The sequence below is a fragment of the Paraburkholderia fungorum genome (genome assembly GCF_046026025.1).
GTDB lineage: Bacteria > Pseudomonadota > Gammaproteobacteria > Burkholderiales > Burkholderiaceae > Paraburkholderia > Paraburkholderia fungorum_E.
The window spans coordinates 55,877-79,385 of the sequence record NZ_JAQQFL010000043.1 but is presented as its reverse complement, the minus strand read 5'-3'; the positions used below and the strand labels follow the sequence as shown (position 1 = coordinate 79,385).

Below are 23,509 nucleotides of genomic sequence, written 5' to 3'. Positions count from 1 at the left end.
ACCCGCCAGCTCATAAGCGGGTCCCCCGCGCAGTCACGGTAGTGGTGCATCTGGAATCTGTGTTCTCGCACATTCGGCGCCGGTGACAAGGGAGTCATTCTTCCGGCGGCGCTGCGCGCGCCGATGCCTTGTTCTGGGACCCCTTCCTTCGCTATTTTCAGATGGCGTCGTTCTTCATCAGCAACTTTAGTAATACCGGCAAAAGTAACAGGACCAACGGTAGCTGCACCATCAACCCGGAAATGATGGCAACCGCCAACGGTTGCTGCATTGCCGCTCCTTGCCCCAAGGCAAATGCGAGCGGCAGCAGCGCGAGAATGGCCGCTATGGTGGTCATGGCAATCGGTCGCAACCGGTTCCGCCCAGCCGCGATAAGCGCTTCCTCAAACGCCACGCCTTCGTCCCGTATCAATCCCTGCAATTCCGATACATAGAAAATCGCTACCTCCGTCACGATGCCGAGAATCATCGTCATCCCCATCATCGCGGAGATGTTCAACTCGATACCCGTGATCCACAAGCCGATAAACACCGCGCCCGCAGCCAGCAACGGCATCGCCATCACCGCCAGCGCTACCCGCAAGCGCTCGTACAGAAACAACAGCAAGCCAAACACCAATGCAATCGCCGCGCCGAATACCGTCAACAACCCCTTGAACGCAATCTGCTGTTGCTGGTACAAGCCGCCCAATTCGTAATACACGCCAGCGGGCAACACGCTCGCGTCGCCCAACACTCGCTGTACATCCGCAATCGTCGAGCCCAGATCGCGGCCGTCGATTCGCGCAGTCACCGCCACCATCCGCTTGAGATTGTCGCGGCTGATTTCGGGTTGCCCAGTCACCGTCACCCGATCAGCAACACGGCCCAGCGCGAATAGGTGGCCGTCCGGTGCGCGAATCTGCAACTGCCCCAGTTGCGTATCGGTCAGCTTCAGTGCGCCGGCCACGCGCACCCGCACGCCCACCGTTTTCGGTCCGCGCTGGAATTGCGTCGCCACGTTGCCCTCGACCATGTCGGACACGGCCTGCGCAATCGACTGCGGATCCATCCCCTCGGCCGCCGCCGCCTCCGGTCGGATATGCAGTTCGAGTGCGTCGCCTGCGGGGTTGATGCCGTCGTTGACGTCCACCACGCCCTGAATCTTGCCGATCTGCGCGGCGACCCGGCGGGCAGTGGTGTCGAGCGTGTTCTGGTCGTCGGAATAAATCTTGATCTGGACCGGCTGCGGCACCGCGGTCAGGTCGCCAATCAGGTCCTCCATCAGTTGCGCAAGCTCAATGCTCACGCCCGGCACCTGCGTTTCGATCTGCGAGCGGATTTCCTCCATCACCGTTTCGATCGGCTCACGGCCACCCGATTTCAGCCGGATGAAAAAGTCGCCCTTGTTGGGCTCGTTCAGATCGCCGCCCAGACCGGCGCCAGTGCGGCGCGAGTAAGTCGCGACGTTCGGATTCGCGCGGATGATGCCCTCGATCTGCTTCATCAGACGGTCGGTTTCCGTGACTGACGTCCCCGGCTCGGTGTGATAGTCGAGCACGAAGCCGCCTTCGTCCATGCCCGGCATGAAGCCGCTGCCCACTCGCGTGAACGCGAACGCGGCCACCACGATCAGCGGCAGCAGACCGAGCAGCACGAGAGGCGGGCGAGCCGTCACGCGTTCGATCAGAAAGCCGTAGCGCCGGTTCATCCATGCGGCGAAGCGGGTTTCCTTGTGCTCCTCGGCGTCCTTGGGCGCAAGCCAGCGGTCGCACAGAATCGGCACCGCGAGCCACGTGACGAGAAACGAAATGAACAGGGCGCTTGCCATCGTCACCGAAAGAGCCTTGAAGAACGCGCCCGTAACACCCGATAGAAACGCGAGCGGCACGAAAATGATCAAGGTCGCCGCCGACGATCCGGCCAGCGGCCGCGTGAATTCGAGCGCCGCCGCCATCACGCGGCCATGGAACTTTTGTGCTCCGCCTTCGCGCATGCGTCGCACGATGTGTTCGATCATCACGATGGCGTCGTCGATCACGAGGCCGACCGCGGCCGCCATCCCGCCGAGCGTCATGATGTTGAAGCCCATGCCGAACACGTCGAGCAACAGGATCGTCGCGGCCATCACAACCGGCACCAGCGCGACCGCGATCGCGGTGATCTTCCAGTTGCGCAGGAAGGCGAACAGCGTGAAGGCGGCCAGCACCACGCCGATCATGATCGCGTCGCGCACACTGGTCGCCGAGGCGATCACCAGTTCGCTCTGGTCGTACCAGTTCGAGAGATGCACGCCCGCCGGCATCTGCTGCTGGAAGTCGGCGAGCTTCGCACGGATCGCCTTGGCCATCGCCACGCTGTTCGCACCGGGCTGCTGATAGACGTTGAGCAGCACGGCGTCCTGGCCGTCGGCCGTGACGCGCATCCATTGGGGCACGACGCCCTGACGGACGGTCGCGACGTCGCCGAGGCGGATTTGCGTGGCGCCGTTGGCCGACACCACCACGTTGCGCAGGTCGTCGAGCTGCGTGATCGTGCTGTTGGCAATCACGAGGTACAGCTTGTAGTGATCCTCGATGCGGCCGGTGGCCATCAGCACGTTGCTCGCGCCAATCGCTTTCGAGACGTCGGAGAGCGACAGCTTGTAGGCAGCGAGGCGCGCCGGATCGATCGCGACTTCAAGTTCGTCCTGCGCGCCACCGGTCACTTCGACGCGCGCGACGCCTTCCACGGACGACAGCAGCGGCCGCATCTGGAACTGCGCGAGATCGCGCAGCGCCGACAGCGTCTGCTGTTGCGAGGTCAGGCTATAGGCGAGCACCGGGAACACGGTTGGGTCCATCCGCCTGACCTGCATCGAGGTGCCTTGCGGAAGCGTGGCGAGAATCTCGCTGATTGCCGACTGAGCCTGCAGCGTGGCTTGCGCCATGTCGGTGCCCCAGTCGAAATTGATCGAGATTTCCGCCGCCCCGCGGCTCGTGGTCGATTCGACGTCGCGTACGTTCGGCACGCGGCGCAGCGCCTCTTCGACAGGCATCGTGACGAGCGTGGCCATCTGTTCGGCGGGGCGGTCGCCGGCGTCGAGCGAGACGACGGCACGCGGAAACGCGACGTTCGGGAACAGCGAGATCGGCAGTCGAAACGCGGTCAGCGCGCCCGCGATCGCCAGCAACGCAATCACGAACAGCAGTGAGCGCCGGTGCTTCTGCATCCATTGACCAAAATTCATCGCGACGCGCCTCCGCCAGGCCGCACCGTCATGCCGTCCTTCAACTCATAGTTGCCGCTGACGACGAGACCTTGCGCAGCGTCGAGCGGGCCGTCCACACCGTAGCGCTCGCCGTTCTCGACTTGCATCACCACCGCCACGCGGCGTGCCCTGTTTTGCGGCGTGATCTGGAACACGTACGCGCCTGTGCTGTCTTTCAGCACGGCGGCGCGCGGAACGATCCAATGCGTGCCACTGCGCGTCGCGATATCGGCGCTGACCCGCGTGCCGGGAATGAATGCGCTCGGTCCGGGCGGAAGGTTCGCGCCGACGTTGACGAGCTGGCTTTGCTGATCGACCGCTGCGCCGACCAGCACCACCCGGCCGTCCACCGCGGCCTTCGCGAGCGAGGTGGACAGGCCGTGCAGCGTGACCGTGTCGCCGGCATGGATAGCGGGGACGTCCGATGGCTCGACGCCGAGCATCACGTTGGCACGCGCATCGTTGTCGTGGCCGTTGCCGTTGCCGTTGCCGTTGCCGCCGGCCAGTTGCAGGATTGCTGCGCCGGGCTGCACCTGATCGCCCTGTGCCGCCGATACCTGCAGAACCACGCCGTCGAGCGGCGCCGTGATGAGCTTGTTGCCGCTTGCGACTCCGGTCTGGTTCTGCGCGGCGAGCGCCTGCTGGGCATCCTCGGCGGCCTTGCGGGCGGTGGCGAGTTGCGATTGCGTGGCGAGCCCGTTGTCGTATAGCGATTGCGTGCGTGCGAGTTCGCCCTGCGCCAGCGTCACGGCGCTTTTCGCCTGAGTGGCGGCGAGCGCGGCGGCAGGATCGGCTTGCACGACGAAAAGGGCGGTGCCGCGCGTCACACGCTGGCCGGCCTGGACGCGCATCTGCACGATCCGCGCGAGGTACGGCAGATTCACCGTGGTCAGGCTCGAGGCGGACGTCGCGACGATGCCATAGGCACGAACCGGTTGCGCAATGACGTCGCGCTGCACCCGTATGGTTTGCACGGATACGACGGCTTGATCGGCCGCATCGCCGCCGACAGGTGTACTGGCCGCAGCGGCCACAGCGGGCGCAGCGGCCACATCAACCGCGGCGCTCGCAAGTGCGAGGCAGGCAAGTGCAATCGCACAAGCGGCGCTGCGCGGCCGCCACGCCGGAAGTAGGCTATTTCGCATGGGTTTCAGTGAAGGTCTGAGCGGAGGAAAAGGCGTCGGGGATCGCGCTGCCCAACAGCGCCTGCAAGCCGACGCGTTGTTCGGCGAGCGCTTCGCGCAGCGTGGCGACGTCGACCCGTTTGGTGAGCGCCGCGCTTTGCGCATCGGTGTAAGCGCCGAGCGCGAGGTTGTGCTGCGCGTAGGCCACGGCCGCATGCTGCGCGGCGAGCTCGGCGTCGGGCAGCGCCGCCTCAGTCTGTTGCAACTGACGCGCGAGAATCGCGCTGTCCGCGCGCAAATGGGCGACATCGGCGTAAGCCTGGTTCAGGCGTGATTGATATTCGTCACGCAGGCGTTGACGCGTCGCTTTTTCGATCGCGACATTGCCCTGATTGCGGTTGAAGATCGGCAGGCTCAGATTGATCTGGAAGCCGCTGGTGTAGATGTTCGAGGTGTCTCGCGCCCGCACGAAACCCACGGAGAGGCTCGGGAACTGGCTGAGAATCGCCGCGCGGTATTTCTGTTCCTGCGCCTCATAGCCCGCTTGCAGCGCGATCAGATCGGGACGTCGCTGCGCGAGTTTCGCAAGGGCTGCATCGAGCGTCGCGTCGGACAGGCCGGTCTTGTCTTCGCTACCGGTGAGTGGCAGTTGCACGTCGGGCGACACGCCGAGCAGCGCGTTCAGATCGTGATGAGTCTGTTCCCCGGCCCGTTCGGCATCGGTGTATTGCCTGCGCGCGTCGCTGTAGGCGGTGAGCGCGGCGCCCAGTACGTCGTCGGTCAGATTGCCGTCGCGGCGCGCCTGCGCCATGCGTTCGTAGCGCGTGCGCGTGAGCTCGCGCTGCTGTTGCAGCAAGGGCAGCGTGTCATGCTGGAAGCGCGCCTTGATAAATAACTGCCGCGCCTGGGCGACGATCTGCCATTCCTGCCACAGCAGTCCGAGATCGGTTTTCGCCACTGTCGCGTCGGCGGATTGCCGGTTCGCGCTGCGCAGCACGATCGCCATCACGTCGATGCTCAGACCATAATTGAACGCACGCGTGGTGCCGGCCGCGCCCGGGTAATCGCTCGACACGCTCAGTTGCGGGTCGGGCAGCAGTCCGGCTGAATAAGCCTGTGCCCGGGCGATGCCGAGATCGTCGCGGGTCAGTTTCAGGTCGGGATTGTTCGCCACCGCGAGCATTGCGACTTCGTCGATATCGAGCCCGTCGGAGGGATCGAAACGATGCGCGGCCAGTTCGGGAAGCGGCATGGTGGACGGATCGATCTGGATGCGTTCGAGCGAGCGCGCCGAGCTCGACGTATCGTGCGGCGCGAGCGGCTCGCGGTGATACCACGCGCACCCGCCGAGCAGCATCGCGCAGAGCGGCACGAGCGCGCGCAACCGTGCGACGGGGATAGCCGGTGCGTTAGCCGCGAACGAGGCGGCCACCGAGGCCGCTTGTCGTGCTGCCGAACCAGCGGCGGAGATCGCCGCTGCGGCGGCGTTGAAAACGGGCAAAATCCGGCTCCTGAACAAAGGGTGGGACAGCCGCGAACGAATGTCCCGGAACAGGTGCCGATTCTGCTGATCGGGAGCTTAAGGCACGCTTAACGGAGATTTAAGCGTCCCATCAGCCTCCCTTCAGCGTCGCCTAAGCTTCCCCTAAGGATGGCTTAAGGAAGCGTTAAGCTAACGGGCCGGACAATGCGGGCAAACTGGAGAGAGGAGAGGCCATGCGTCTGCTACTCGTCGAAGACGACGACATGATTGCGGAAACGGTATTGGGCGCGATGCGCCGTTCGGGCTACGCGATCGACTGGGCCAATGACGGCCGCGCGGCGGAACTGTCGCTAGGTAACGGCGTATACGATCTCGTGCTGCTCGACCTCGGCTTGCCGAAGAAAGACGGTATCGACGTGCTCAACGCCTACCGCAAGAGCGGCGGCGCTGCGCCGGTAATCATCCTGACCGCGCGCGACGCGGTCGAAGACCGGATTCGCGGCCTCGATGCGGGCGCCGACGACTATCTGATCAAACCATTCGATCTCGACGAGCTGGCCGCGCGGGTGCGCGCGCTATTGCGGCGGCGCACCGGGCAGAAGCAGCCCATCTATGCGCACGGCGAGCTCACGCTCGATCCCGCGGCGCACGAAGTCACCAAAGACGGCGCGGTATTGCCGCTCGTGCCGCGCGAGTTCGGCCTGCTGCAGGCGCTGATCGAAGAGCCCACGCGCGTGTTCACCAAGGCCGAGCTGGAGGAAAAACTCTACGGCTGGGGCGAGGAGGTGGGCAGCAACACTATCGAAGTGCATGTGCACAGCTTGCGGCGCAAAATCGGCGCGGAGCAGGTGGTGACCGTGCGCGGCGTGGGCTACCGTCTGAAGAGGTGCTGATGACGTCGATTCGCCGCTGGCTGCTGGGCTGGCTGATTTTTGGGCTGGCCGCGGCCTCGGGCGTGGCCGCCTACGGCATTTTTCACACCGCGCGCGAAGAAGCGAGCGAACTGTTCGACTACGAGTTGCGCACGATAGCGCTGTCGTTGCCATCGAATCTGACCGGCGCGGGTGACGGCGAGCATCGCAGTCCCGACCTGGGCGATCTGGCCGACGACCGGGTCCTGATCGAGATCTGGGACGGCTCCGGTGCACTCATTTATCACTCCATGCAGGCGCCGCTCTTCTCGCGCTTGCCTGAGGGCTTCAGCACGGTCGAGCACGGCGAGAGTCATTGGCGCGCGTTCGGCGTGCAGCAGCGCGAGCGCTATATCCAGGTGGCGCAGCCGGTCTCCGTGCGCGAGGACCTTGCGCTGCAACTGGCGTTGCATACGCTGTGGCCGCTCGGCGTGCTGGTGCCGGTGACGATCGTGCTGGTGCTGCTGGTGGTGGCAAGAGGTCTGGCGCCGATCGGCGGCCTGACGCGCGCGCTCACAACCCGTTCGCTCGATTCACTGGAGCCGTTGCGTCTGGACGGCACCGTGCCGGTCGAAATCAAACCGCTGGTGGGCTCGCTCAACGATCTGCTGCAACGCCTGCAGGTTGCTTCGCAGGCGCAGCGCACGTTTATCGCCGACGCCGCGCACGAATTGCGTTCGCCGCTTGCCGCGCTGAAGCTGCAACTGCAGGCGGCTTCCCGCGACGGTTCGTTAAAGGGGGAAGGGCAAACGCTGGAGCGCGTCGAGGAGCGGGTCAACCGGATCATTCATCTGGTGCAGCAGTTGCTGGCGCTCGCGCGCGAAGACGCGCATCCCGTGACGTCGATGGTGCCGGTGAGCTTGCGCCGGATCGGCGAGCAGGCGGTGGGGGATGTGTCGCTGCTCGCGGAGTCGCGAGAAATCGATCTCGGACTCGAGTGTGAAGACGCTCGCGCCGGCTACGACACGTATACGGTGCTGGCGGAACCGCATGGGATGAGTGTGTTGCTGGGCAATCTGATCAATAACGCGATCCGGCATACGCCACCAGGCGGCCGTGTGGATGTGATTCTGAAGCGCGCCGGCGAACGCGTGGGGTTCGACGTGGTGGATAGCGGGTCGGGGATACCGGAGGCCGAAATCGAGCGGGTTTTCGATCGATTCTATCGAGGCGAGGAAGCCCAGGGCGAGGGCAGCGGGCTGGGTCTCGCGATTGTGGCGCGGATCGCCGCGCGGCATCAGCTTGGACTTTCCCTACGCAATAACGTAGGGCGGCCTGGCTTGTGCGTGTCGGTTTTTGGCCTGACGGCGCACGAGCGTGTAGCGCCAGTTGCGGTCAAAAGCTGATCGTTTGCCGCCACTGGCGTACAACGCTTCGCCGGGTGTGGGGACCGGGGTGCAACACGCTGCTACAATCCTGTCTTTCTCGATTGATTGTGCGCTATGGGTTTCGAACAACTTGCTGAACTGAAGAAGCAACTGGCTGCGGCACGTGCCGAAGCGGCGCCTGCTGCCAAGCCTGTCGCCAAGCCTGCTGCCAAGCCCGGCGCGAAGCCCGCTCGCAAGCCGTCGCCGCCGCGCCGCGCCGCGCCCGCTCACAAGCCGGCGGCCGAGGCCAGGCCCGCGGCCGAGGCAAAGCCCGCGGCTGACGCAAGGCCGGTGGATCCGGTGGTGAAATCGATCGGGAGACTGCAAAAGCGTTTCCCCAATGTGTTCCCGAAGAACCCGGCGCCCAAGCTCCCGCTCAAGGTCGGCATCTTCGAGGACCTCGTGGTTCACGCGAAGGAGTTGTCGCTGAGCGAAGCAGAATTGCGCGACGCGATCAAGACGTGGTGCCGTGGCAGCCGTTACTGGAAGTGCCTGGTCGAAGGCGCCGCGCGGATCGATCTGACGGGCGGCGAAGCCGGCAAGGTGACGGCGCAGGAAGCGTCCGGCGCGCAGCGTCTGCAGGCGCATCGTGCAGGCAGGGGCGCGGCGAAAGCAGCGGCTGCGCCGGCAGAGACGTCCGCCGATGCCGCCGATGCCGCCGATGCCTCCGTTGCCTCCGTTGCGGCGGCTTCCTCCGATGCAGCAGCGCAAGAAGCGGCCGCTGCGCAAGCTGACGCGCAAAGCGAGCAGCAGATCACGTCGAGCGACACCCCGGCCGTGGAACCGGTAACACCGCCGGCTGCACCGTCGGCCTCCGCTGAAGCGTAAGGCGATCCGCCGCCCCGGCTAGGGGCGGCTGCCCTGCGCCGCCGCCAGCCGGCTGCGCACAAAGCCGACGTGCTCGCGTAGCACATAGAACGCGTCGGCGTATGCGAGCGGCATACGCAAGCGGTTAAGCGATGCCTCGATATCGTCGAGCTCCACGAAAAGCCGCTTGCGCTCCTCCTCGGTCGAGCCGGCGAGTGCATCGCGTTCGATCGCAATCAGCGCACCGTAATAGCGATAAATGCGTGAGCGAATCCGCCACCGGTAAAGCGCGGGGATCAGCCGCATCGCCGGAAACAGCAGCACCGCCATCGGCAGCAGCAGAACCAGTGTGCGATCGCCGATGCTGGCTAGCCAGAACGGCAGTGTGCGGTATAGAAAACTCTTGCCGGTCTTGTAGTAGCGCTGCGCGTCTTCGCTGATCTGATATTCATGGGCAACCGGACTCGGGAATTGCCTCGCGTGCTGCAGTAGCCCTGGCATGCCGTGCACCTCCTGCGCGGCCTCGATCAACAAGTCGGAAATGGCCGGATGCAGACCGCTGCGCGCCACGAGTTCGGCCGTCGGGCTGATCAGATGGATGGTGTCGGGCGGAATTCTGCGCCTGAGATCCAGCACGCCGGGCGGCAGGTCGATCTCGTCGAGATAGGGAAAGAGGCGCGTATAGGCGCTCGCCTCGTCGAAATCCATCACGGAGATGCCAGGCACTTTCAGGAGCCGCAGCATCAGGCCGCGCGTGGCCGAATCGCCGTTCAGGATCGCCGCGTCGACCTCGCCGGCCACGAGTTGCGTGGCGGCCTGCATGCCATCGCTCGGCACCAGCACGGTGCTGCCGCCCGGCGCGATGCCGTTTGCTTCCAGCAGTTTGAGCGAGAGCAGGCGCGTGCCACTGCCTTCGCGGCCGATTGCAATCCGTTTTCCTTCCAGTTCTGAAAGCTCGCTGAGACCCGTGCCGCGATAGAACACCACCACCGGAACAAAAAACACGCTGCCGAGCGACATGAGCGACGACGTGTCGAGTCCGTCGGCCACGCCGCCTTGCACGAGCGCGAGATCGACATGCTGTTTCGGATCCAGCAGACGATGCAGGTTCTGCACCGAGCCATCGGATTCCAGCACTTTCAGCGTGATGCCGTTGCGGGCGAGGATCTTCTTGTACTGTTCCGCGGTGACGAGGAACGAACTGTCGTGCGGGCCCGCGCTCATCGTGATGGTTCCCGGCGGCGCCGGATCGACCAGCCAGACGATCAGGGTGACCATCAGCACGACAAGCGCGGCCACGACGATGTAAGTCACCGTGTGATCGCGCCATTCCGCATGCGAGGGGTCGCCAGCCAGATGCGGGAGGCGTGGGCGATGCGGACGTTGCACTTTCATGGACACTCCGTGCCGGAAGCCGGGATGAGGCATTGTCCACATTGTCCATTGTCTCGCCAGGACACGCGATAGGCCATGGCATAATCCACGGCAGTTTCCCATCGTGTCGCCGGGCGCATCTTGAGTCGTTTCTATCAGAAGATAGGCAGTTGGCTGGGATTGTTTGCGATCCTGATGGCCACGCTCGCGCCCGCGATCTCGCATTCGCTCGCCGCACGCAACGGCGACGAAAGCGAAATGCAAGGCGTGCGTTGCCCGATGCCCTCAATGGCCTCCGCGCCGGCGATGGATTCGATGATGTCCATGGCCTCCATGGCGTCGATGTCCGCCATGCCCGCGATGCAGCACGACGCATCGAACCCTGCCGCCGGCAAGCACGTCCAGCACAGCGTCATGTCCGACGGTGACGCCTGTGGCTACTGCAGCCTGCTTGCTCATATGCCCGTGGTGCCGAGCGTCGAGGCATTGTTTTCCGTCACCGTTCGCGCGCTGCAGCACACCGTCACCACGCGTTTCGAGAGCGTCGAGCGTGTCGAGCCGCTCACCTTCGCGCAGCCGCGCGCCCCACCGCTCACATCCTGATTCGAGTCACGCCGCTGCGATGCGATAACGGCATCGCGATGCCGTCGCACGTCCGTCCCTGGATGCTCGCCGGTATTGTCACGACCCATGAACAGGATGAACCATGCAAACCCCCATCACGCGCAACGGGCTACCGTTGCGCGCGGCGTCGCTCGTCGCGGCTGCCGCCGGTGTGCTTCTAGTCGCGCCTTCTTTTGCCAGTGCCCATGCCATTGCCGGTGATCGCGTCTTTCCGTCGACGCTGGCGGTCGACGACCCCGGTGTCGGCGACGAAGCCAATCTGCAATACGGCCACGTGCGCGTGCCCGGCGATAACGGCGATCAGAGCATCAACACCTTCGATTTCGAATACGACAAGCTGATCACGTCGAGACTGGCGGTGTCCATCGACGGCACTTACACGATGCAAAACAATCCGAAGGCACGTGGCTTCGACAATTTCGGCGTTGGCTTGAAGTACCTGTTGTATGTCAACGACGAACACGAGTTCATGACCTCGGTCGGTGTGAATGCTGAACTCGGCGGCACGGGTAGCCGCGCCATCGCCGCCAACTTCTCGACGATCTCGCCGACGGTCTATGCGGGCAAGGGTATGGGCGATCTGCCTGCGTCGCTCGCTTATCTGCGGCCGATCGCAATCACGGGTGAAGCCGGGCCGGCGCTGACCACCGGCGCGGGACAGCCGAACGCGTTCAACTACGGTTTCACCGTGCAATACAGCTTGCCGTATCTGCAACAGCACGTGCACGACCTCGGTTTGCCGCAGCCGTTGGCCAACGTCATTCCGCTGGTGGAAGTGCCGCTATCGAGGAGCCAGGGGCAGACAACCGGGACGATCAATCCGGGGTTTATCTGGATCAATCGCTATGGCCAGTTCGGTGTTGAGGCGCAAGTTCCGATTAACCGCGCGAGTGGTTCGCATGTCGGGATTCTGGTGCAGGCTCATGTCTTTTTCGACGATGTCGCGCCGACTACGATCGGCAAACCTCTCTTTCAGTAAAGCAGGAGTTCGTGATGAATAACGTTCTTCAAAGTTGGACGCGAGTGTCGGTGAAGTTGCCGATGTTGATTGCCGGACTTGTTTTTGCGGGCGCCGCTTTTGCGCACGTGTTTCCGCAGAAGCAGGAGCCGGGAGCGGGTGCGACGGTGGCGTCGCCCGTGCAGGTCAGGATCGTCTTCGATGGGCCGCTCGAGCCGGCCTTCAGTTCACTCACGGTTACCGATGCGAGTGGCAAGCAGGTGAACACGGAAAAGGCCCTGGTCGACGCTCATGAAGCGGCGGCGATCGCGGTGCCGCTGCCCACACTCAGCGCTGGCCATTACACCGTGCATTGGGTGGCGGTCGCCTCCGACGGGCATCGTACGCATGGGGATTATGCGTTCGACGTGAAGTAGGCCGAAATAGTGCGGCGCTGCATCATCGCGTGCGTGATGATGCAGCGCGCCGGAGCGTGAGTAGGCACAGACCAACAAAGCGTCGCGCCGGCAAAAAAATCAGAATTTATGCCGCATCCCAATCCTCACAATCGCCTGCTTGTCATCGGCCGATGCAGAAGGTCCATTAATCGCGGCCACAGCCTGCTTTCCCGTCGAATCCGTCCCTGAGGCTTTCTGATAAACGCCAATCAGATACACGTCGGTCCGCTTCGAAACAAAGTAGTCGATCCCTGACGCGACCTGCTGATAGGTCGCCCCCGTCGCCCCCTTGACTGAGCTTCCCTTCGTATAGTCGTACGCCACGCCACACAGCAAATCAGGCGTGATCTGATACTTGAAGCTGGCTTCCGCATTATTCAATGTGGCATTGCCACTCAACCCGGCAGGATTCGGTCCCGAAGAAAGATCGCCGAGATCGCGAAAGCTCGTATTCGAATACGTCGCGCCGAACGTCGCGGCACCGAAAAGATACGACGCCCCCGCACCAATCATATGCAGCGATTTCGCCGACGCATACCCGGAATACACCGGCGACAGCATATTGCTTCCAGGCACGCCGTTCACGGTAGGCGCGGGACTGCCGGTACTGCCGAAGAACGACGTGTTCGGGTTGGCGACATCGAGATAGCCTGCGCCAAGCGCCAACGGTCCATTCACATACCCGGCCGAGACCGACCAGATCCGGTTACGCGAGAAGTCGCCCGCCACGCCGCCCAGGCTGACCATGCCTTCAACGGTCAAACCGCCATACGTGTTGCTGGTGAACTTGATCGCGTTGTTGGTCGAGTTTGTATTGTTGATGTTGTCGAGATCGCCTGGATGCGCGGCCATATAGCCACCCCATTGATCGCCAACCTCGAACGGGCCCAGGATATCGACGTTCGTGTCGTATTGACGCCCGAGCGTCACGGTGCCAAACGGACCCGACAGGCCTACCCAGGCTTTCTTGCCGAACAGCAGGCCGCCTTGGCCGAGCTTGCCGGTGCTGGCGTCAAAGCCGTTCTCCAGCATGAAGATCGCTTTCATGCCGCCGCCAAGGTCTTCCGTGCCGCGCATGCCCCAGCGGCTTTGCTGCATCACGCCGCTCAGCAGGCGAACCGCGCTGTGACCGGAGACGCCGCCACTGGCGTTGGCCGTCGCCGCGTTGCTCGTATAACTCACACCTTCATCGATAATGCCGTACAGCGTGACGGCACTCTGTGCATGAACCACGGCCGGAAGGGGTGCGGCGAGGCATACTGCCAGTAGCGTTTTTTTCATGTGGTCTGACGCTCAAGTTAGGGAAAGTGCGAAAAGTGACGGACGTGTTGGCTCCCGCGAGCCACGCGTTGCTTGCCCTGCAAGCAGCCGGCGGTGACGCCGGCTATCGGAAGAGCCTCGGAGTGAGCGGCGCTTAATGGTCCTTAATGATCCTTAATGGTCCTTAATGGCGCCCGGCGGCGAGCGGTGGCCGGATCCTGTCGTGTGCCGCGGCGGCCTCATAGGCGTGACCGAATTGCAGCAGACCCCAGTCGTCGCGAAAGCGTCCGGCGATTTGCAAGCCGATCGGTAAGCCAGATGCGCTAAAACCGCACGGCATAGCGAGCACCGGCGATTCGGTGGAAGACAGATACCAGCAGATGCGCATCCAGTCGATGTACGAGTCGTAGCGTGTGCCCATGAATTCTGTGGGCCAGCGCAAGTCGGCATCGAAAGGCAGCATTTGCGTGGCGGGCAACACGTAGTACGCATGGTCGTCCATGAAACGGCGCATGCGCTCGAACAACGCCGTCTTGCGCACGAACATATCGCCCAGATCCGCTGCGGACAGCGACCGGTGCAAGCGGCACTCCGCTTCGATTTCCGGTTTCAGTTGCGCGCGTGCATTGGCATCGAGCCGATCGACAAGGCTGCCGATCATCCACGCACGCTCGATGCGAAACACGTCTTCGGCATCGCCGAGATCGGGGTCGGCAAATTCCACGTGGCAGCCCATCGACTCGAAGATCGCGGCCTGTGCCTGAACGGCACGCTGAATCTCGGGGTCGACAGCGAGGCCGGCAAGCTGGACCGACATGGCGATACGTATGCCGCGAAAGTCGCGTTGCAAGGGCTGCGCGAAACGTGAACCGGGTTCGCTGATCTCGGTCGCGGTTTCGCCGGAGGGACCGGAAATCGCGCTGAGCAGCAAGGCGGTGTCGGCGACGTCGCGCGCCATCGGCCCGTCTACGCCGAGCGTCGCCCAGCCGTTCGAATCGGGCGCACGCGGCACGCGCCCTGGCGAGGGGCGCAAACCCACCACCGCATTCCACGCGGCCGGATTGCGCAGCGAACCGCCCATGTCGCTGCCGCAAGCGAGCGGATTCATGCCGCACGCGACGGATGCGGCTGCGCCGCCGCTGCTGCCGCCAGCGGATTTGCTCAGGTTCCATGGATTGCGTGTCACGCCAAACACGTCGTTGAAGGTGTGCGAACCCGAACCGAATTCAGGCGTGTTCGACTTGCCGATCATCAGTGCACCGGCCGCGTCGCAGCGGCGCGCGATCAATGCGCTGTGGCGGGGCACGTGATGTTCGAAGGCTTTCGAGCCGAACGTGGTGCGCACGCCGCACGTCGCGGTCAGGTCCTTTTGTGAAACCGGCAGGCCATGCAGGGGACCTTGCCAGACGCCGCGCGCCCATAGCGCGTCGATGTCCGCGGCACGGCCCTTCAAGGTGGTTTCGTCGGCGATGGTGACCAGTGCATTGACTTGCGGGTTCACGGCATCGATACGTGCGAGATGCGCGTTCAATATCTCGACGGCGCTCACTTCCTTTCTTCGTTGCAGATCGAGCAAAGTGAGAGCGGACAGGTCGCAGAGTTCGCTGCCTGCGGCGAGCGGTGCATCGGCATGAAGAGTGTCTGACATGAGAATTTCGTGGAATTGGAAAATGAATGGCTTACGTACGTACGTGCGCGCGCTCGCCTAGATGTCCTGACGGGTGCGGTCGGTCACGAACAGCAGCGCGACCAGCGAGAGCAGCCCACAGACGATGACGTACCAGGCAGGCGCAGCCGGATTGCCGGTCGCCTGAATCAGCCATGTCACGATGAACTGTGCAAAGCCGCCAAAGATGGACACGCCCGCGGCGTACGCAAGCGAAAGCCCCGTTGCGCGCGTGCTGCGCGGGAACATCTCCGGCAGCATCGCGCCGTTCGCGCCCGCGTTGACGGAATGCAGCGCCGCGAGCACGCAGACCACCAGATACAAGGTGCTGATCGAAGGCGAATGCGCGATCAGATAGAACCCCGGCAGAATGAGTACGGTCAGCAGTACGCGCGAGATGAAGGCAACGCGTTTGCGGCCGAACGTGTCGGACCAGATGCCGCCCACCGGGGACATCACCAGCATCACCGCGCCCGCGAGAATCCCGCACCAGAGCGCGGCATCCATCGGCAGATGCAGCACCTTGATCGCATACGTCGACATGTAATAGATCACGATGAAATGCGCCGAGGTGCCCCCGACCACCAGCAGAAGCGCGACCACGACGTGGCGCCAGTCGCGTTGCAGAACCGTTTTCAGCACGCCGGCGGAATCGCGCGCGGCATCCGCGGGCGCGTCGGCTTCACCGCCCAGGCGCGAACGCAGATAAAGACCGAGCGGCGCGATCAGCACACCCGCAAGAAACGGAATACGCCATCCCCAGGATTCGAGCGCCGCCTTGTCGAGGTAATGCGACAGCAGAAAGCCCACCAGCGAGCCGGCCAGCGCCGTTGCACCCTGACTCGCGAACTGCCAGCTCGTGATATAGCCGCGCCGCGCGCTAGGGGCGCGTTCCGCGAGCAGCGTGGTCGCGACGCCGACTTCGCCGCCGGCGGAAAAACCTTGCAGCAAACGCGCGGCGACGATCGCGAGCGGCGCCGCGATGCCGATTTGGGCGTAGGTGGGCATCACGCCGATCAGGCCGGTGCCGAGCGCCATCGTCACGAGCGTAAGGTTCATCGCCGCGATGCGGCCGAAGCGGTCGGCCAGCACGCCAAACAGCACGCCGCCGAGCGGCCGTGCAATGAAGCCGATGCCGAACGTGCCGACGGAGAGCAGCAGTTGCTGTTGCGACGACGCGAGCGGGAAAAACAGCTTGCCGAGCAGTACGGCAAAGAAACTGTAGACCGTGAGATCGAAGAATTCGAATGCGTTGCCGATCGTCGTCGCGACGATCAGCCCGCGGGTCGATGCGCCATGCCGCGCGCTTTGACTGACGCCGGGCAGCGAAGAACTGAGTGAAGATGACTTCATTAACGGGATCCCTCTGGAGGTGAATCAATCCGTGATGCTTCGATAGCGCTGCGGAGTCGGTTCGGGAGCGCTTTGATCGAGCAGAGCGCTTTCAATGATGGCGACAGGAAAAGTCTAGGGAGTCAAAAAAGCGTTCCGGATTTGCTTTTTCTTATTGTGATAACGCTGGGTTATCGCGCCCGGCTGGCGCTGCGTTTGACGCTCGCGGGTCCGCACGGCAATGGGTATTTGGGAGCATGGCCGGCGTTTTTCGCGCGGTGTACCATCGATTCAAGCTGTCAGCCGCTGTTTGACACCGACCATTGGCAGTCTTTCTCCAAAACGCTTATCCGGCCGCTCACCCGTGAAATACAACCAGTTGCGCGCATTAGTGGCGATAGCCCAGCACGGCAGCATTCGCGCCGCTGCCAAAACGGTGTGTCTGTCCCAGCCCGCGTTGACCAAGGCGATTCGCGAGCTCGAACAGGAATTGGGCGTGCCGTTGGTGTCGCGCAGCGCGCGTGGCGCGCAACTCACCCAGTTCGGCCAGGCCGTGTGTGCGCGTGCAAGGCTCATCCTCGCCGAAATGCAGCACGCGAAAGACGACGTGATCCAACTGTCCGGTCAGGCGGGCGGTACCGTGTCGTGTGCGGTTACACCACTGGTGTCGCTAAAGTTTCTGTCGCGCGCGATTCAGTCTTTCCGGCAGCGTATGCCGAAGACGCGGCTCTCGGTTCAGGAGGGTTTTCTGACGGCGGCGCTGGCGCGGCTGCGCGATGGCTCACTCGATTTCGTGATCGCTATCGTCGACGAAAAGAAGCTCGCGCCGGAATTCATGTTCCGCTCGTTACTCGAAGGTGAGTTGATCATTTCTGCTCGCCAGGGGCACCCATTGGCGCATGCCGAATCGATCGCGGATCTGGAAGGCGCGGAGTGGATGCTGAACACCACGCCCGAAAGCATCGGTCAGTCACTTCAGGATTTTTTTGTGCGGCATGGCGCAAAGGCGCCGAACGTGGTGGTGGAGTGCAGCTCGTTCAGTGCGAGTTTTTCGCTATCGGTGAAAAGCAATCTGCTGTCATGCTGTCCGAAAAGTTTTCTGGAAACGGACTGGATTCGCGAGCGGATCATATCGGTACCCGTGCGTGAAGCATTGCCGCGCGTGTCGGTGGGCATCATCTCGCGGCGCGACGCACTGAATACGTCGGCCTGCGACTATCTGATCGACTGTTTCGTCGAAGCCGTCGCGGCTGTGCCGTCGTTTCAGTTCGATACGGATAGCGCGGGCGTGGTTTGAGCAAGCCACGCGCTGCGTTTCGCTCAATTGCCCCGGTGCGCTCACTGCGATGCCGAGCGCTTGATACGGTGGAAGTTGCGATCGAAGTAAATCAATCCATCGCCGTCCGTGCGTACGCTAATGCAGGTGATTTTGACGAACATCACCGAGTGCGAGCCCACTTCCTTCAGATCGACGATCTCGCCCTGCAGGCTCGCGAGCGCGTCCCTCAATACCGGCACGCCGTGCGTGCCGTCGTCCCAGATCGGCCAGCCGAAGCGTTCGTCCATAGGTACCTGTGTCATGCCCGCGAAGTGGCGTGCGAGCAATTCGTGCTCGCCAGGCAATACGTTGATGCAAACGTGACGGTTGCGTTCGAACGTGGCATGCATCGCACTCGAGCGGTTCAGGCAAACGAGCAGCGTGGGCGGCGTATCGGTGACGGAGCACACGGCGCTCGCGGTCACGCCGCAGCGCCCATGCGAGCCGTCCGTCGTGATCACGTTGACGGCCGCGCTCAGGTGCGCCATGGCCTGGCGGAATTGCTGTTTTGCCGGCAGGTCAGTGTCAGCGGCAGGACTCGATTGCGGATTCGGCTTCATGTTCTCGGTTCCTCGTAAAGCGCGGTAGGGATCTTGATCCAAGCGTAATCAATCCACATGCGAAAAAAAATCCGCGTGAGCGGTGAGCAGGAGAGCGTCTTTCCCCATCCGTCTAAAGCTTTCCCCAATGCGTGTCCGAACGGCTCGTGCCTGGAGGACCGGCACGAGTGAAATTAAACCGCGCTACAGGGTAACTATCGCTTTGCAGCGGTTTTTCCACTGGTTATCATGAGCCGGCAAGACGCTTCGAAACGCAACCTCCCGAACCGCTCCGGCTTACTCCATGTCCCACCCGTCCCAGCCTGCACCGCCCCTCGCACCGATCGTCTATATCGTCGACGACGACAACGGCATGCGTACGTCGCTTGCATGGCTGCTCGAATCGGTTGGCGTGAAGTCGATGGGCTTTTCCAATGCCGGCGAATTTCTGAGCGCTTTCGATCCGGCCGTGCCCGCGTGTCTGGTGCTAGATGTACGCATGCCGCAGCAAAGCGGCTTCGACGTGCAAGCGGAATTGAACCGTCAAGGCGCAACGCTGCCGATCATTTTCGTCAGTGGGCACGGCGATATTCCAATGTCGGTGCGCGCGTTGCAGAACGGCGCGATCGACTTCGTCGAGAAGCCGTATAACTCGCAGCAAATGCTCGACCGCGTGCAGCGCGCGTTGCACCTGGCCGAGCTTCGTCATGCCGCCGATCAGAAGCAGCGCGAGTTGAAAAAGCGCCTGGCGTCGCTGACGGCACGCGAAAAAGAAGTGTTGCGCGGCGTGATCGACGGCAAGGGCAGCAAGCGTATCGCCTCCGATCTGTCGATCAGCGTGAAGACCGTCGACGTGCATCGTGCAAGCATCAAGGACAAACTTGGTGCGGCGTCGATCGCGATGCTGGTGCGCGACGTGATGGCGGTGTGGGACCAGAATGGATTCAACGCATGAACAAGCCGCCGTTCACGTCCCAGCACGCGCCGTTCGCAAAGTAAGCATTCTCCGCCGTCAGCATGATCGCGATATCGGCGACATACTCCGCCGAGCCCAGACGGCCCGCGGGGATGTTCGCGATGACCGCCTGCAGTTTGTCCGGTGCGACGCTTTCGTGCACGATCGGCAGATCCATCGGCCCGGGCGAAATCGCATTGACGGTCACGCCCGCTGCGCCGAGGTCGCGCGCGAATACCTTGGTCAACGTGATCACGCCACCTTTGGCCGCGGCATAGTGCGCGCCGGTGGCCGATCCACCGTTCTGTCCCGCCAGCGAGGCAATGTTGACGATGCGCCCCATGCCGGCGTCGGCGAAATGCTGCCCGAACACCTGACAGCCGAACAGCACGCTGCGCAGATTCACGTCGATCACCTGATCGAATTGCTCGGCGGTGATCTCCATCACGGGGACGACTTTGGATGCGCCCGCATTGTTGATCAACGCGTCGATGCGGCCCCAACGTTGCAGGATGGCATCGCGGGCGGATTCGAACGCGCGTTTCGAGGTCACGTCGAGATTCAATGCGAAAGCGCTCGACCCGTCGGCGCTCAATTCGCGAGCGAGGGCATGGGCTGCATCGAACGCGATATCGCCGATGGCAACCGCGTAGCCCGCAGCATGAAAGCGCGTGGCAATCGCGGCGCCGAGACCGCGCGCGGCGCCGGTAACGAGTACAACTCGGTTCTGCATGGCTTCTATTCCTTGAGAAAACGGCCGCTTTATAGCGGTTTTGTGCGTTGCGGGCTCCGTTGGGCTACTTCACGCGGCGAGTGCCGCTTCGAAGCGTGCCGCCAGCGCGCAGACCTGTTCATCCGCGCCTTTGCGTCCGACGATCTGCAAGCCCGCCTTGAGCGGCGAACCGTCGATAGGCAAGGGCAAACTCAGTGCGGGATGGCCGCTCAGATTGAACGGCCGGATCAACGACGACATGCCGATCACCGAAGTACCGCTGCGTGCCTCATCGAGCGTGATGGGCAGCGCGGGCAGTGTGGGCAGAATCAGAATGTCCACGCTTTCAAGCGCATGATCGACGGCTGCGGTGAATTGACGGCGTACCGACTCCGCCGCATCGAGCTGCGCGGCTGTCGTTTTTGCGGCGGCGCGCAGCCGTGCGTCGAGATCGGCACCGAGCTTGCCGCTTGCCACGAGGTGACCGAACGCTTGCGACGTTTCGACATTGATGATCGCGAGGCCCGCCTCGAAAGCGGCCGCAAAGCCCGCGAGTTCCACCGTGCGAGCGTTGCAGCTGCTCTGATCCGCTGCACGAGCCACGGCGTTGAGGATGGCGGGCGTTGCGTCGACTTGCACGATGCCGACGTTCCACGTGCCCGTTTGCGACGCGTGTGCGGCATGCAGGTCGAAATCGGCCGTGATTGCCTGCATCGCGGCGACGATCGTGCGCATGTCGCGCGCGAACGGCCCGACGCAATCGAGCGTCGATTCACGCGGCGCAACACCGCGCCGCGATACGCGTCCATACGTGGGCTTCAAACCGATCACACCACAACAGGCCGCGGGGCCGCGAATCGAACCGCCGGTGTCCGTGCCGAGCGCGGCGTCGGCAAGCTTCAGGCCGACGGCCGCCGCCGAACCGCTCGACGAGCCGCCGGGAATACGCGAGGCGTCCTGGGGATTTTGCGGCGTGCCGGTGTAGTCGTTGATGCCAGTCATGCCGAACGCCAGTTCGTGCATGTTCGCCTTGCCGACAATGTGCCAACCGGCATCGAGCAATCGTGCCACGACGTCCGCATGGTGGGTGGCAACGGCGGCATCGGCCAACGCGCGGCTCGCGGCTGTGGTCGCGTAGCCGGCGATATCGATCGTGTCCTTGATCGCGATGCTGGGGCCGGCGCCGCCTAACGACAAGGTCTGGATAAACTCATTCATGGGTTCGGTTTCCTTGCATTGACTTGCCAGGGGGCATCGAAAAGGCGCTCGGTGCGAAAGTGGGTGATGAGCCAGTCGCGGCCATTCCCGGCAGGCGCGAAATCGACTTCGAGCCGCGCCGAGATCAACTCTGCCGGCGTGTCGACATAGCCGGACGCCTGCAGCATGATCCAACGGCCTTTCGCGGTTGCGCCCCGCACCTCGATAGTCTCCGAGGTGAGAAAGTGCACATTCACCGAAAAATGCGGTGACGGCGGCAAATAACGCGTGAGCATCGCGAGAATCTGCGCGTGGCCGGTGAGGCGGCCAAATTTGTTCGCGTACAACGGGCCGATGCCTTCCCAGATTGCGTCTTCAGCAAAGAGGGCCGCGAGCGTTTCGCCTTCGAGCGCACCCGATGGCACATCGCATAGCGCCATATAGCGCGCCATGGTGCGGCGCACCGCGGATTCGGCTTCGAGCGCGGCGAGCCGTTCGCTCACCATGAGCAGCGTATCAGGCGTCGTGTTCATCGCATCGTGCTCCGGCATCTTTACGCGGCGTTGGCATGCTGCGGCGGCACCGCCAGCGCGCGGCCGACGCGCGCTTCGATCTTGCCGTAGCGCCACAGGTTGTATTCGCCGACCGGCGTGGTGCGAAACAGATTGCACACCGCGACCGTCGTATCGAAGTCGCGCACGTCCGCCATGATGTAGAAAGTCCACGGCGCGTTGTCGGCGCTGCCGACGGTGAGGCGATCGTCATCCATGATGCCTAGCACGTGAACACCCTCCATCGATTCGACGGCGGCCAGCATCTTGCCGTAGGCCTGCCAGACTTCACCGATCTTCTCGCGGGGCAAGTCGAAGAAATTTTGCGTCACGCCGCAGCAGAACAGAACACGCAGGGGCAGCGTCGGGTTATCGGACATTGTGTGGTTCTCCATGAAATCGTTTGACGGTCAAATGCGGAAAATGGCTTATAGGTAGCCCGGAATCGGCGGCACGCCGACGAACACCGCGCCGGCGCCGTCGTAGTTGCCTTCGCCGAGAAACGCGTGCTGGGTGACCACCATCGCGTCGCGCACCAGGCGTTGCAACGGATGCGTGCGGTAGATGGCCATCGTGCCGCCGAGCCGATAGGCGCGCTGCACGACCTCGGCGCCTTCGCGGGCGATCTGCGTCGCGGCGAGGCGCAGCAGGCTGGTCTGCTCAGGTGTGACGGGGTTGCCGGCGAGGATCGATTGCCAGACCGTGTCGGTGGTGTCGTAGAAGAATGCGCGGGCCGAACGCAATTGCGCTTCGGCTTTCGCCAGTTCGATCCGGTAGTACGCGCGCTCGGCGAGTTGCGGCGCGCCGGTGGTCGTCTTGCGGCCGCCGGCCATCTGGTTGGCGACATCGAGCGCCGCACGTGCGAGGCCAAGGTTGACCACGGCCAGCACCTGCGCCGCGTAGGCGATAGTCGGGTAGCGATACAGCGGTTCGTCCACGCACGGTGCGCCGCCGCGCACGAAAGTCCAGTCCTCGGCAACGAACTGATCGTCCACGCGCAGATCGTGGCTGCCGGTGCCTTGCATACCGACCACATCCCAGTTTTCGACGATGTCCACCTGATGCGGACGAAACACGGCGGTGCGCGGTTTGCCAGGCACCCCCGGCACGCCCGCAGCGCCTGTCCCTGAACCGGTCACACCGATGCCCACGCCGAGCCAATCGGCGCCTTTACAGCCGCTCGCGAACTTCCAGGTGCCGTTCACGCGCCAGCCGCCGTCGGCGGGCTGCGCGGGTTGAACCGGGAAGAGGCCGCCTGCGAACACCTGATCGGGACCGTCGGCGTAGATCTGCGCCTGAGTGGCCAGCGGCAAGGCCGCGAGATACACGTTCGCCGAGCCGAAACTCGCGACCCATGCCGCCGAACCATCCGCCACCGCGATGCGTTCGATCATGTCGAGAAACGCGCCGGGTGCGAGCGCGTCGCCGCCGAAACGTCGCGGCGTGGCCGCACGATATACGCCCGCGCGCTTGAGTTTCGCGATCAGATCGCGCGGCACATGTGACAGGCGCTCGAACTCCTCGCGCCGTAGCGCGATTTCGGCGATGACATCGGCGAGCGGCAAGCGCGTTGCATCGCGGCCGGTGTCCGCGACGGCGGCAACAGTGTCTGTGACGGTGTCTGACATGGCGGGGCATCTCCTTGATTCGTTGTGGGCTGAAACT

General features: G+C 63.4%; 21 protein-coding genes. 8 read left to right on the top strand and 13 right to left on the bottom strand.

The features are described 5' to 3' along the window. Nucleotides 1-157: 157 nt before the first annotated feature. The 3 genes from PQR67_RS33765 to PQR67_RS33755 are packed head-to-tail and all read right to left on the bottom strand — an operon-like array spanning nt 158 to nt 5,854. Nucleotides 158-3,208: an efflux RND transporter permease subunit gene (locus tag PQR67_RS33765; protein ID WP_408467137.1), complete on the bottom strand. Its 3,051-nt coding sequence runs from the start codon at nt 3,206-3,208 to the stop codon at nt 158-160. After that, the gene (locus tag PQR67_RS33760; protein ID WP_408467136.1) at nt 3,205-4,374 is read right to left on the bottom strand and encodes an efflux RND transporter periplasmic adaptor subunit; all 1,170 of its coding nucleotides are present in this window, start codon (nt 4,372-4,374) and stop codon (nt 3,205-3,207) included. Before PQR67_RS33760 ends, PQR67_RS33765 begins: the two co-directional genes overlap by 4 nt. Then, entirely contained in the window at nt 4,364-5,854 is a 1,491-nt protein-coding gene (locus tag PQR67_RS33755; RefSeq protein WP_408467135.1) for a TolC family protein, read from the bottom strand. The genes PQR67_RS33760 and PQR67_RS33755 overlap by 11 nt, the downstream gene beginning before the upstream one ends. Before the next feature lie 215 nt (nt 5,855-6,069). On the opposite strand from PQR67_RS33755, the gene PQR67_RS33750 reads away from it, so the two are divergent. The 3 genes from PQR67_RS33750 to PQR67_RS33740 all read left to right on the top strand — a co-directional run bounded on the left by PQR67_RS33750 (nt 6,070) and on the right by PQR67_RS33740 (nt 8,942). Next, the gene (locus PQR67_RS33750) at nt 6,070-6,729 is read left to right on the top strand and encodes a response regulator (RefSeq protein WP_408467134.1); all 660 of its coding nucleotides are present in this window, start codon (nt 6,070-6,072) and stop codon (nt 6,727-6,729) included. Next, complete coding sequence (locus PQR67_RS33745; RefSeq protein ID WP_408467132.1) at nt 6,729-8,093, top strand: sensor histidine kinase; 1,365 nt, start codon at nt 6,729-6,731, stop codon at nt 8,091-8,093. The genes PQR67_RS33750 and PQR67_RS33745 overlap by 1 nt, the downstream gene beginning before the upstream one ends. Before the next feature lie 96 nt (nt 8,094-8,189). Further along, on the top strand, nt 8,190-8,942 hold the full coding sequence (locus tag PQR67_RS33740) for a ProQ/FinO family protein (protein ID WP_408467131.1): 753 nt from the start codon (nt 8,190-8,192) through the stop codon (nt 8,940-8,942). A gap of 18 nt (nt 8,943-8,960) precedes the next feature. Here PQR67_RS33740 and PQR67_RS33735 read toward each other — a convergent pair whose 3' ends face one another. Beyond that, nucleotides 8,961-10,316 (bottom strand): TAXI family TRAP transporter solute-binding subunit, encoded by a 1,356-nt coding sequence (locus PQR67_RS33735; protein WP_408467130.1) that lies wholly within the window; start codon nt 10,314-10,316, stop codon nt 8,961-8,963. Nucleotides 10,317-10,436: 120 nt separating this feature from the next. Here PQR67_RS33735 and PQR67_RS33730 point away from each other — a divergent pair, with 120 nt between their 5' ends. The 3 genes from PQR67_RS33730 to PQR67_RS33720 all read left to right on the top strand — a co-directional run bounded on the left by PQR67_RS33730 (nt 10,437) and on the right by PQR67_RS33720 (nt 12,293). Continuing rightward, nucleotides 10,437-10,898 carry a DUF2946 domain-containing protein gene (locus tag PQR67_RS33730; protein WP_408467129.1) on the top strand — a complete coding sequence of 154 codons (462 nt, stop codon included), beginning with the start codon at nt 10,437-10,439 and terminating at the stop codon, nt 10,896-10,898. Nucleotides 10,899-11,001: 103 nt separating this feature from the next. Beyond that, on the top strand, nt 11,002-11,898 hold the full coding sequence (locus tag PQR67_RS33725) for a hypothetical protein (protein WP_408467128.1): 897 nt from the start codon (nt 11,002-11,004) through the stop codon (nt 11,896-11,898). A 62-nt stretch (nt 11,899-11,960) separates the two neighbouring features. Further along, nucleotides 11,961-12,293 carry a copper resistance CopC family protein gene (locus tag PQR67_RS33720; RefSeq protein WP_408467141.1) on the top strand — a complete coding sequence of 111 codons (333 nt, stop codon included), beginning with the start codon at nt 11,961-11,963 and terminating at the stop codon, nt 12,291-12,293. A gap of 99 nt (nt 12,294-12,392) precedes the next feature. Here PQR67_RS33720 and PQR67_RS33715 read toward each other — a convergent pair whose 3' ends face one another. The 3 genes from PQR67_RS33715 to PQR67_RS33705 all read right to left on the bottom strand — a co-directional run bounded on the left by PQR67_RS33715 (nt 12,393) and on the right by PQR67_RS33705 (nt 16,593). Continuing rightward, nucleotides 12,393-13,595, bottom strand: a complete 1,203-nt coding sequence (locus PQR67_RS33715; RefSeq protein ID WP_408467127.1) for a porin — start codon at nt 13,593-13,595, stop codon at nt 12,393-12,395. A 163-nt stretch (nt 13,596-13,758) separates the two neighbouring features. Beyond that, nucleotides 13,759-15,222: an amidase family protein gene (locus tag PQR67_RS33710; protein WP_408467126.1), complete on the bottom strand. Its 1,464-nt coding sequence runs from the start codon at nt 15,220-15,222 to the stop codon at nt 13,759-13,761. Between the two features lie 57 nt (nt 15,223-15,279). Next, on the bottom strand, nt 15,280-16,593 hold the full coding sequence (locus PQR67_RS33705) for an MFS transporter (protein ID WP_408467125.1): 1,314 nt from the start codon (nt 16,591-16,593) through the stop codon (nt 15,280-15,282). Between the two features lie 343 nt (nt 16,594-16,936). Here PQR67_RS33705 and PQR67_RS33700 point away from each other — a divergent pair, with 343 nt between their 5' ends. After that, complete coding sequence (locus tag PQR67_RS33700) at nt 16,937-17,869, top strand: LysR substrate-binding domain-containing protein (protein WP_408467124.1); 933 nt, start codon at nt 16,937-16,939, stop codon at nt 17,867-17,869. A gap of 41 nt (nt 17,870-17,910) precedes the next feature. On the opposite strand, the gene hpaC is transcribed toward PQR67_RS33700, so the two are convergent. Beyond that, nucleotides 17,911-18,450 carry a 4-hydroxyphenylacetate 3-monooxygenase, reductase component gene (gene hpaC, locus PQR67_RS33695; RefSeq protein WP_408467123.1) on the bottom strand — a complete coding sequence of 180 codons (540 nt, stop codon included), beginning with the start codon at nt 18,448-18,450 and terminating at the stop codon, nt 17,911-17,913. A 283-nt stretch (nt 18,451-18,733) separates the two neighbouring features. Between hpaC and PQR67_RS33690 the strand changes: the two genes are divergently transcribed. Next, entirely contained in the window at nt 18,734-19,384 is a 651-nt protein-coding gene (locus PQR67_RS33690; RefSeq protein ID WP_408467122.1) for a response regulator transcription factor, read from the top strand. Here the strand turns inward: PQR67_RS33690 and PQR67_RS33685 are convergent. The 5 genes from PQR67_RS33685 to PQR67_RS33665 form a co-directional block, all read right to left on the bottom strand. Further along, entirely contained in the window at nt 19,374-20,117 is a 744-nt protein-coding gene (locus PQR67_RS33685) for an SDR family NAD(P)-dependent oxidoreductase (protein WP_408467121.1), read from the bottom strand. The genes PQR67_RS33690 and PQR67_RS33685 overlap by 11 nt on opposite strands. Nucleotides 20,118-20,186: 69 nt before the next feature. Continuing rightward, the gene (locus PQR67_RS33680) at nt 20,187-21,314 is read right to left on the bottom strand and encodes an amidase (protein ID WP_408467120.1); all 1,128 of its coding nucleotides are present in this window, start codon (nt 21,312-21,314) and stop codon (nt 20,187-20,189) included. Beyond that, the gene (locus PQR67_RS33675; RefSeq protein ID WP_408467119.1) at nt 21,311-21,826 is read right to left on the bottom strand and encodes a nuclear transport factor 2 family protein; all 516 of its coding nucleotides are present in this window, start codon (nt 21,824-21,826) and stop codon (nt 21,311-21,313) included. The genes PQR67_RS33680 and PQR67_RS33675 overlap by 4 nt, the downstream gene beginning before the upstream one ends. A gap of 20 nt (nt 21,827-21,846) precedes the next feature. Next, nucleotides 21,847-22,224 (bottom strand): hypothetical protein, encoded by a 378-nt coding sequence (locus tag PQR67_RS33670; protein WP_408467118.1) that lies wholly within the window; start codon nt 22,222-22,224, stop codon nt 21,847-21,849. 48 nt (nt 22,225-22,272) lie between these two features. Beyond that, entirely contained in the window at nt 22,273-23,472 is a 1,200-nt protein-coding gene (locus tag PQR67_RS33665; protein ID WP_408467117.1) for an acyl-CoA dehydrogenase family protein, read from the bottom strand. Nucleotides 23,473-23,509: the final 37 nt, after the last annotated feature.

Excerpts from the sequence above, each read along its gene's own strand:
- PQR67_RS33710 (WP_408467126.1), bottom strand. The coding sequence starts at position 15,222 with ATGTCAGACACTCTTCATGCCGATGCACCGCTCGCCGCAGGCAGCGAA.
- PQR67_RS33715 (WP_408467127.1), bottom strand. The coding sequence starts at position 13,595 with ATGAAAAAAACGCTACTGGCAGTATGCCTCGCCGCACCCCTTCCGGCC.
- PQR67_RS33685 (WP_408467121.1), bottom strand. The coding sequence starts at position 20,117 with ATGCAGAACCGAGTTGTACTCGTTACCGGCGCCGCGCGCGGTCTCGGC.
- PQR67_RS33670 (WP_408467118.1), bottom strand. The coding sequence starts at position 22,224 with ATGTCCGATAACCCGACGCTGCCCCTGCGTGTTCTGTTCTGCTGCGGC.
- PQR67_RS33675 (WP_408467119.1), bottom strand. The coding sequence starts at position 21,826 with ATGAACACGACGCCTGATACGCTGCTCATGGTGAGCGAACGGCTCGCC.
- PQR67_RS33665 (WP_408467117.1), bottom strand. The coding sequence starts at position 23,472 with ATGTCAGACACCGTCACAGACACTGTTGCCGCCGTCGCGGACACCGGC.
- PQR67_RS33745 (WP_408467132.1), top strand. The coding sequence starts at position 6,729 with ATGACGTCGATTCGCCGCTGGCTGCTGGGCTGGCTGATTTTTGGGCTG.
- PQR67_RS33760 (WP_408467136.1), bottom strand. The coding sequence starts at position 4,374 with ATGCGAAATAGCCTACTTCCGGCGTGGCGGCCGCGCAGCGCCGCTTGT.
- hpaC (WP_408467123.1), bottom strand. The coding sequence starts at position 18,450 with ATGAAGCCGAATCCGCAATCGAGTCCTGCCGCTGACACTGACCTGCCG.
- PQR67_RS33680 (WP_408467120.1), bottom strand. The coding sequence starts at position 21,314 with ATGAATGAGTTTATCCAGACCTTGTCGTTAGGCGGCGCCGGCCCCAGC.
- PQR67_RS33735 (WP_408467130.1), bottom strand. The coding sequence starts at position 10,316 with ATGAAAGTGCAACGTCCGCATCGCCCACGCCTCCCGCATCTGGCTGGC.
- PQR67_RS33725 (WP_408467128.1), top strand. The coding sequence starts at position 11,002 with ATGCAAACCCCCATCACGCGCAACGGGCTACCGTTGCGCGCGGCGTCG.
- PQR67_RS33765 (WP_408467137.1), bottom strand. The coding sequence starts at position 3,208 with ATGAATTTTGGTCAATGGATGCAGAAGCACCGGCGCTCACTGCTGTTC.
- PQR67_RS33750 (WP_408467134.1), top strand. The coding sequence starts at position 6,070 with ATGCGTCTGCTACTCGTCGAAGACGACGACATGATTGCGGAAACGGTA.
- PQR67_RS33740 (WP_408467131.1), top strand. The coding sequence starts at position 8,190 with ATGGGTTTCGAACAACTTGCTGAACTGAAGAAGCAACTGGCTGCGGCA.
- PQR67_RS33720 (WP_408467141.1), top strand. The coding sequence starts at position 11,961 with ATGTTGATTGCCGGACTTGTTTTTGCGGGCGCCGCTTTTGCGCACGTG.
- PQR67_RS33690 (WP_408467122.1), top strand. The coding sequence starts at position 18,734 with ATGTCCCACCCGTCCCAGCCTGCACCGCCCCTCGCACCGATCGTCTAT.
- PQR67_RS33705 (WP_408467125.1), bottom strand. The coding sequence starts at position 16,593 with ATGAAGTCATCTTCACTCAGTTCTTCGCTGCCCGGCGTCAGTCAAAGC.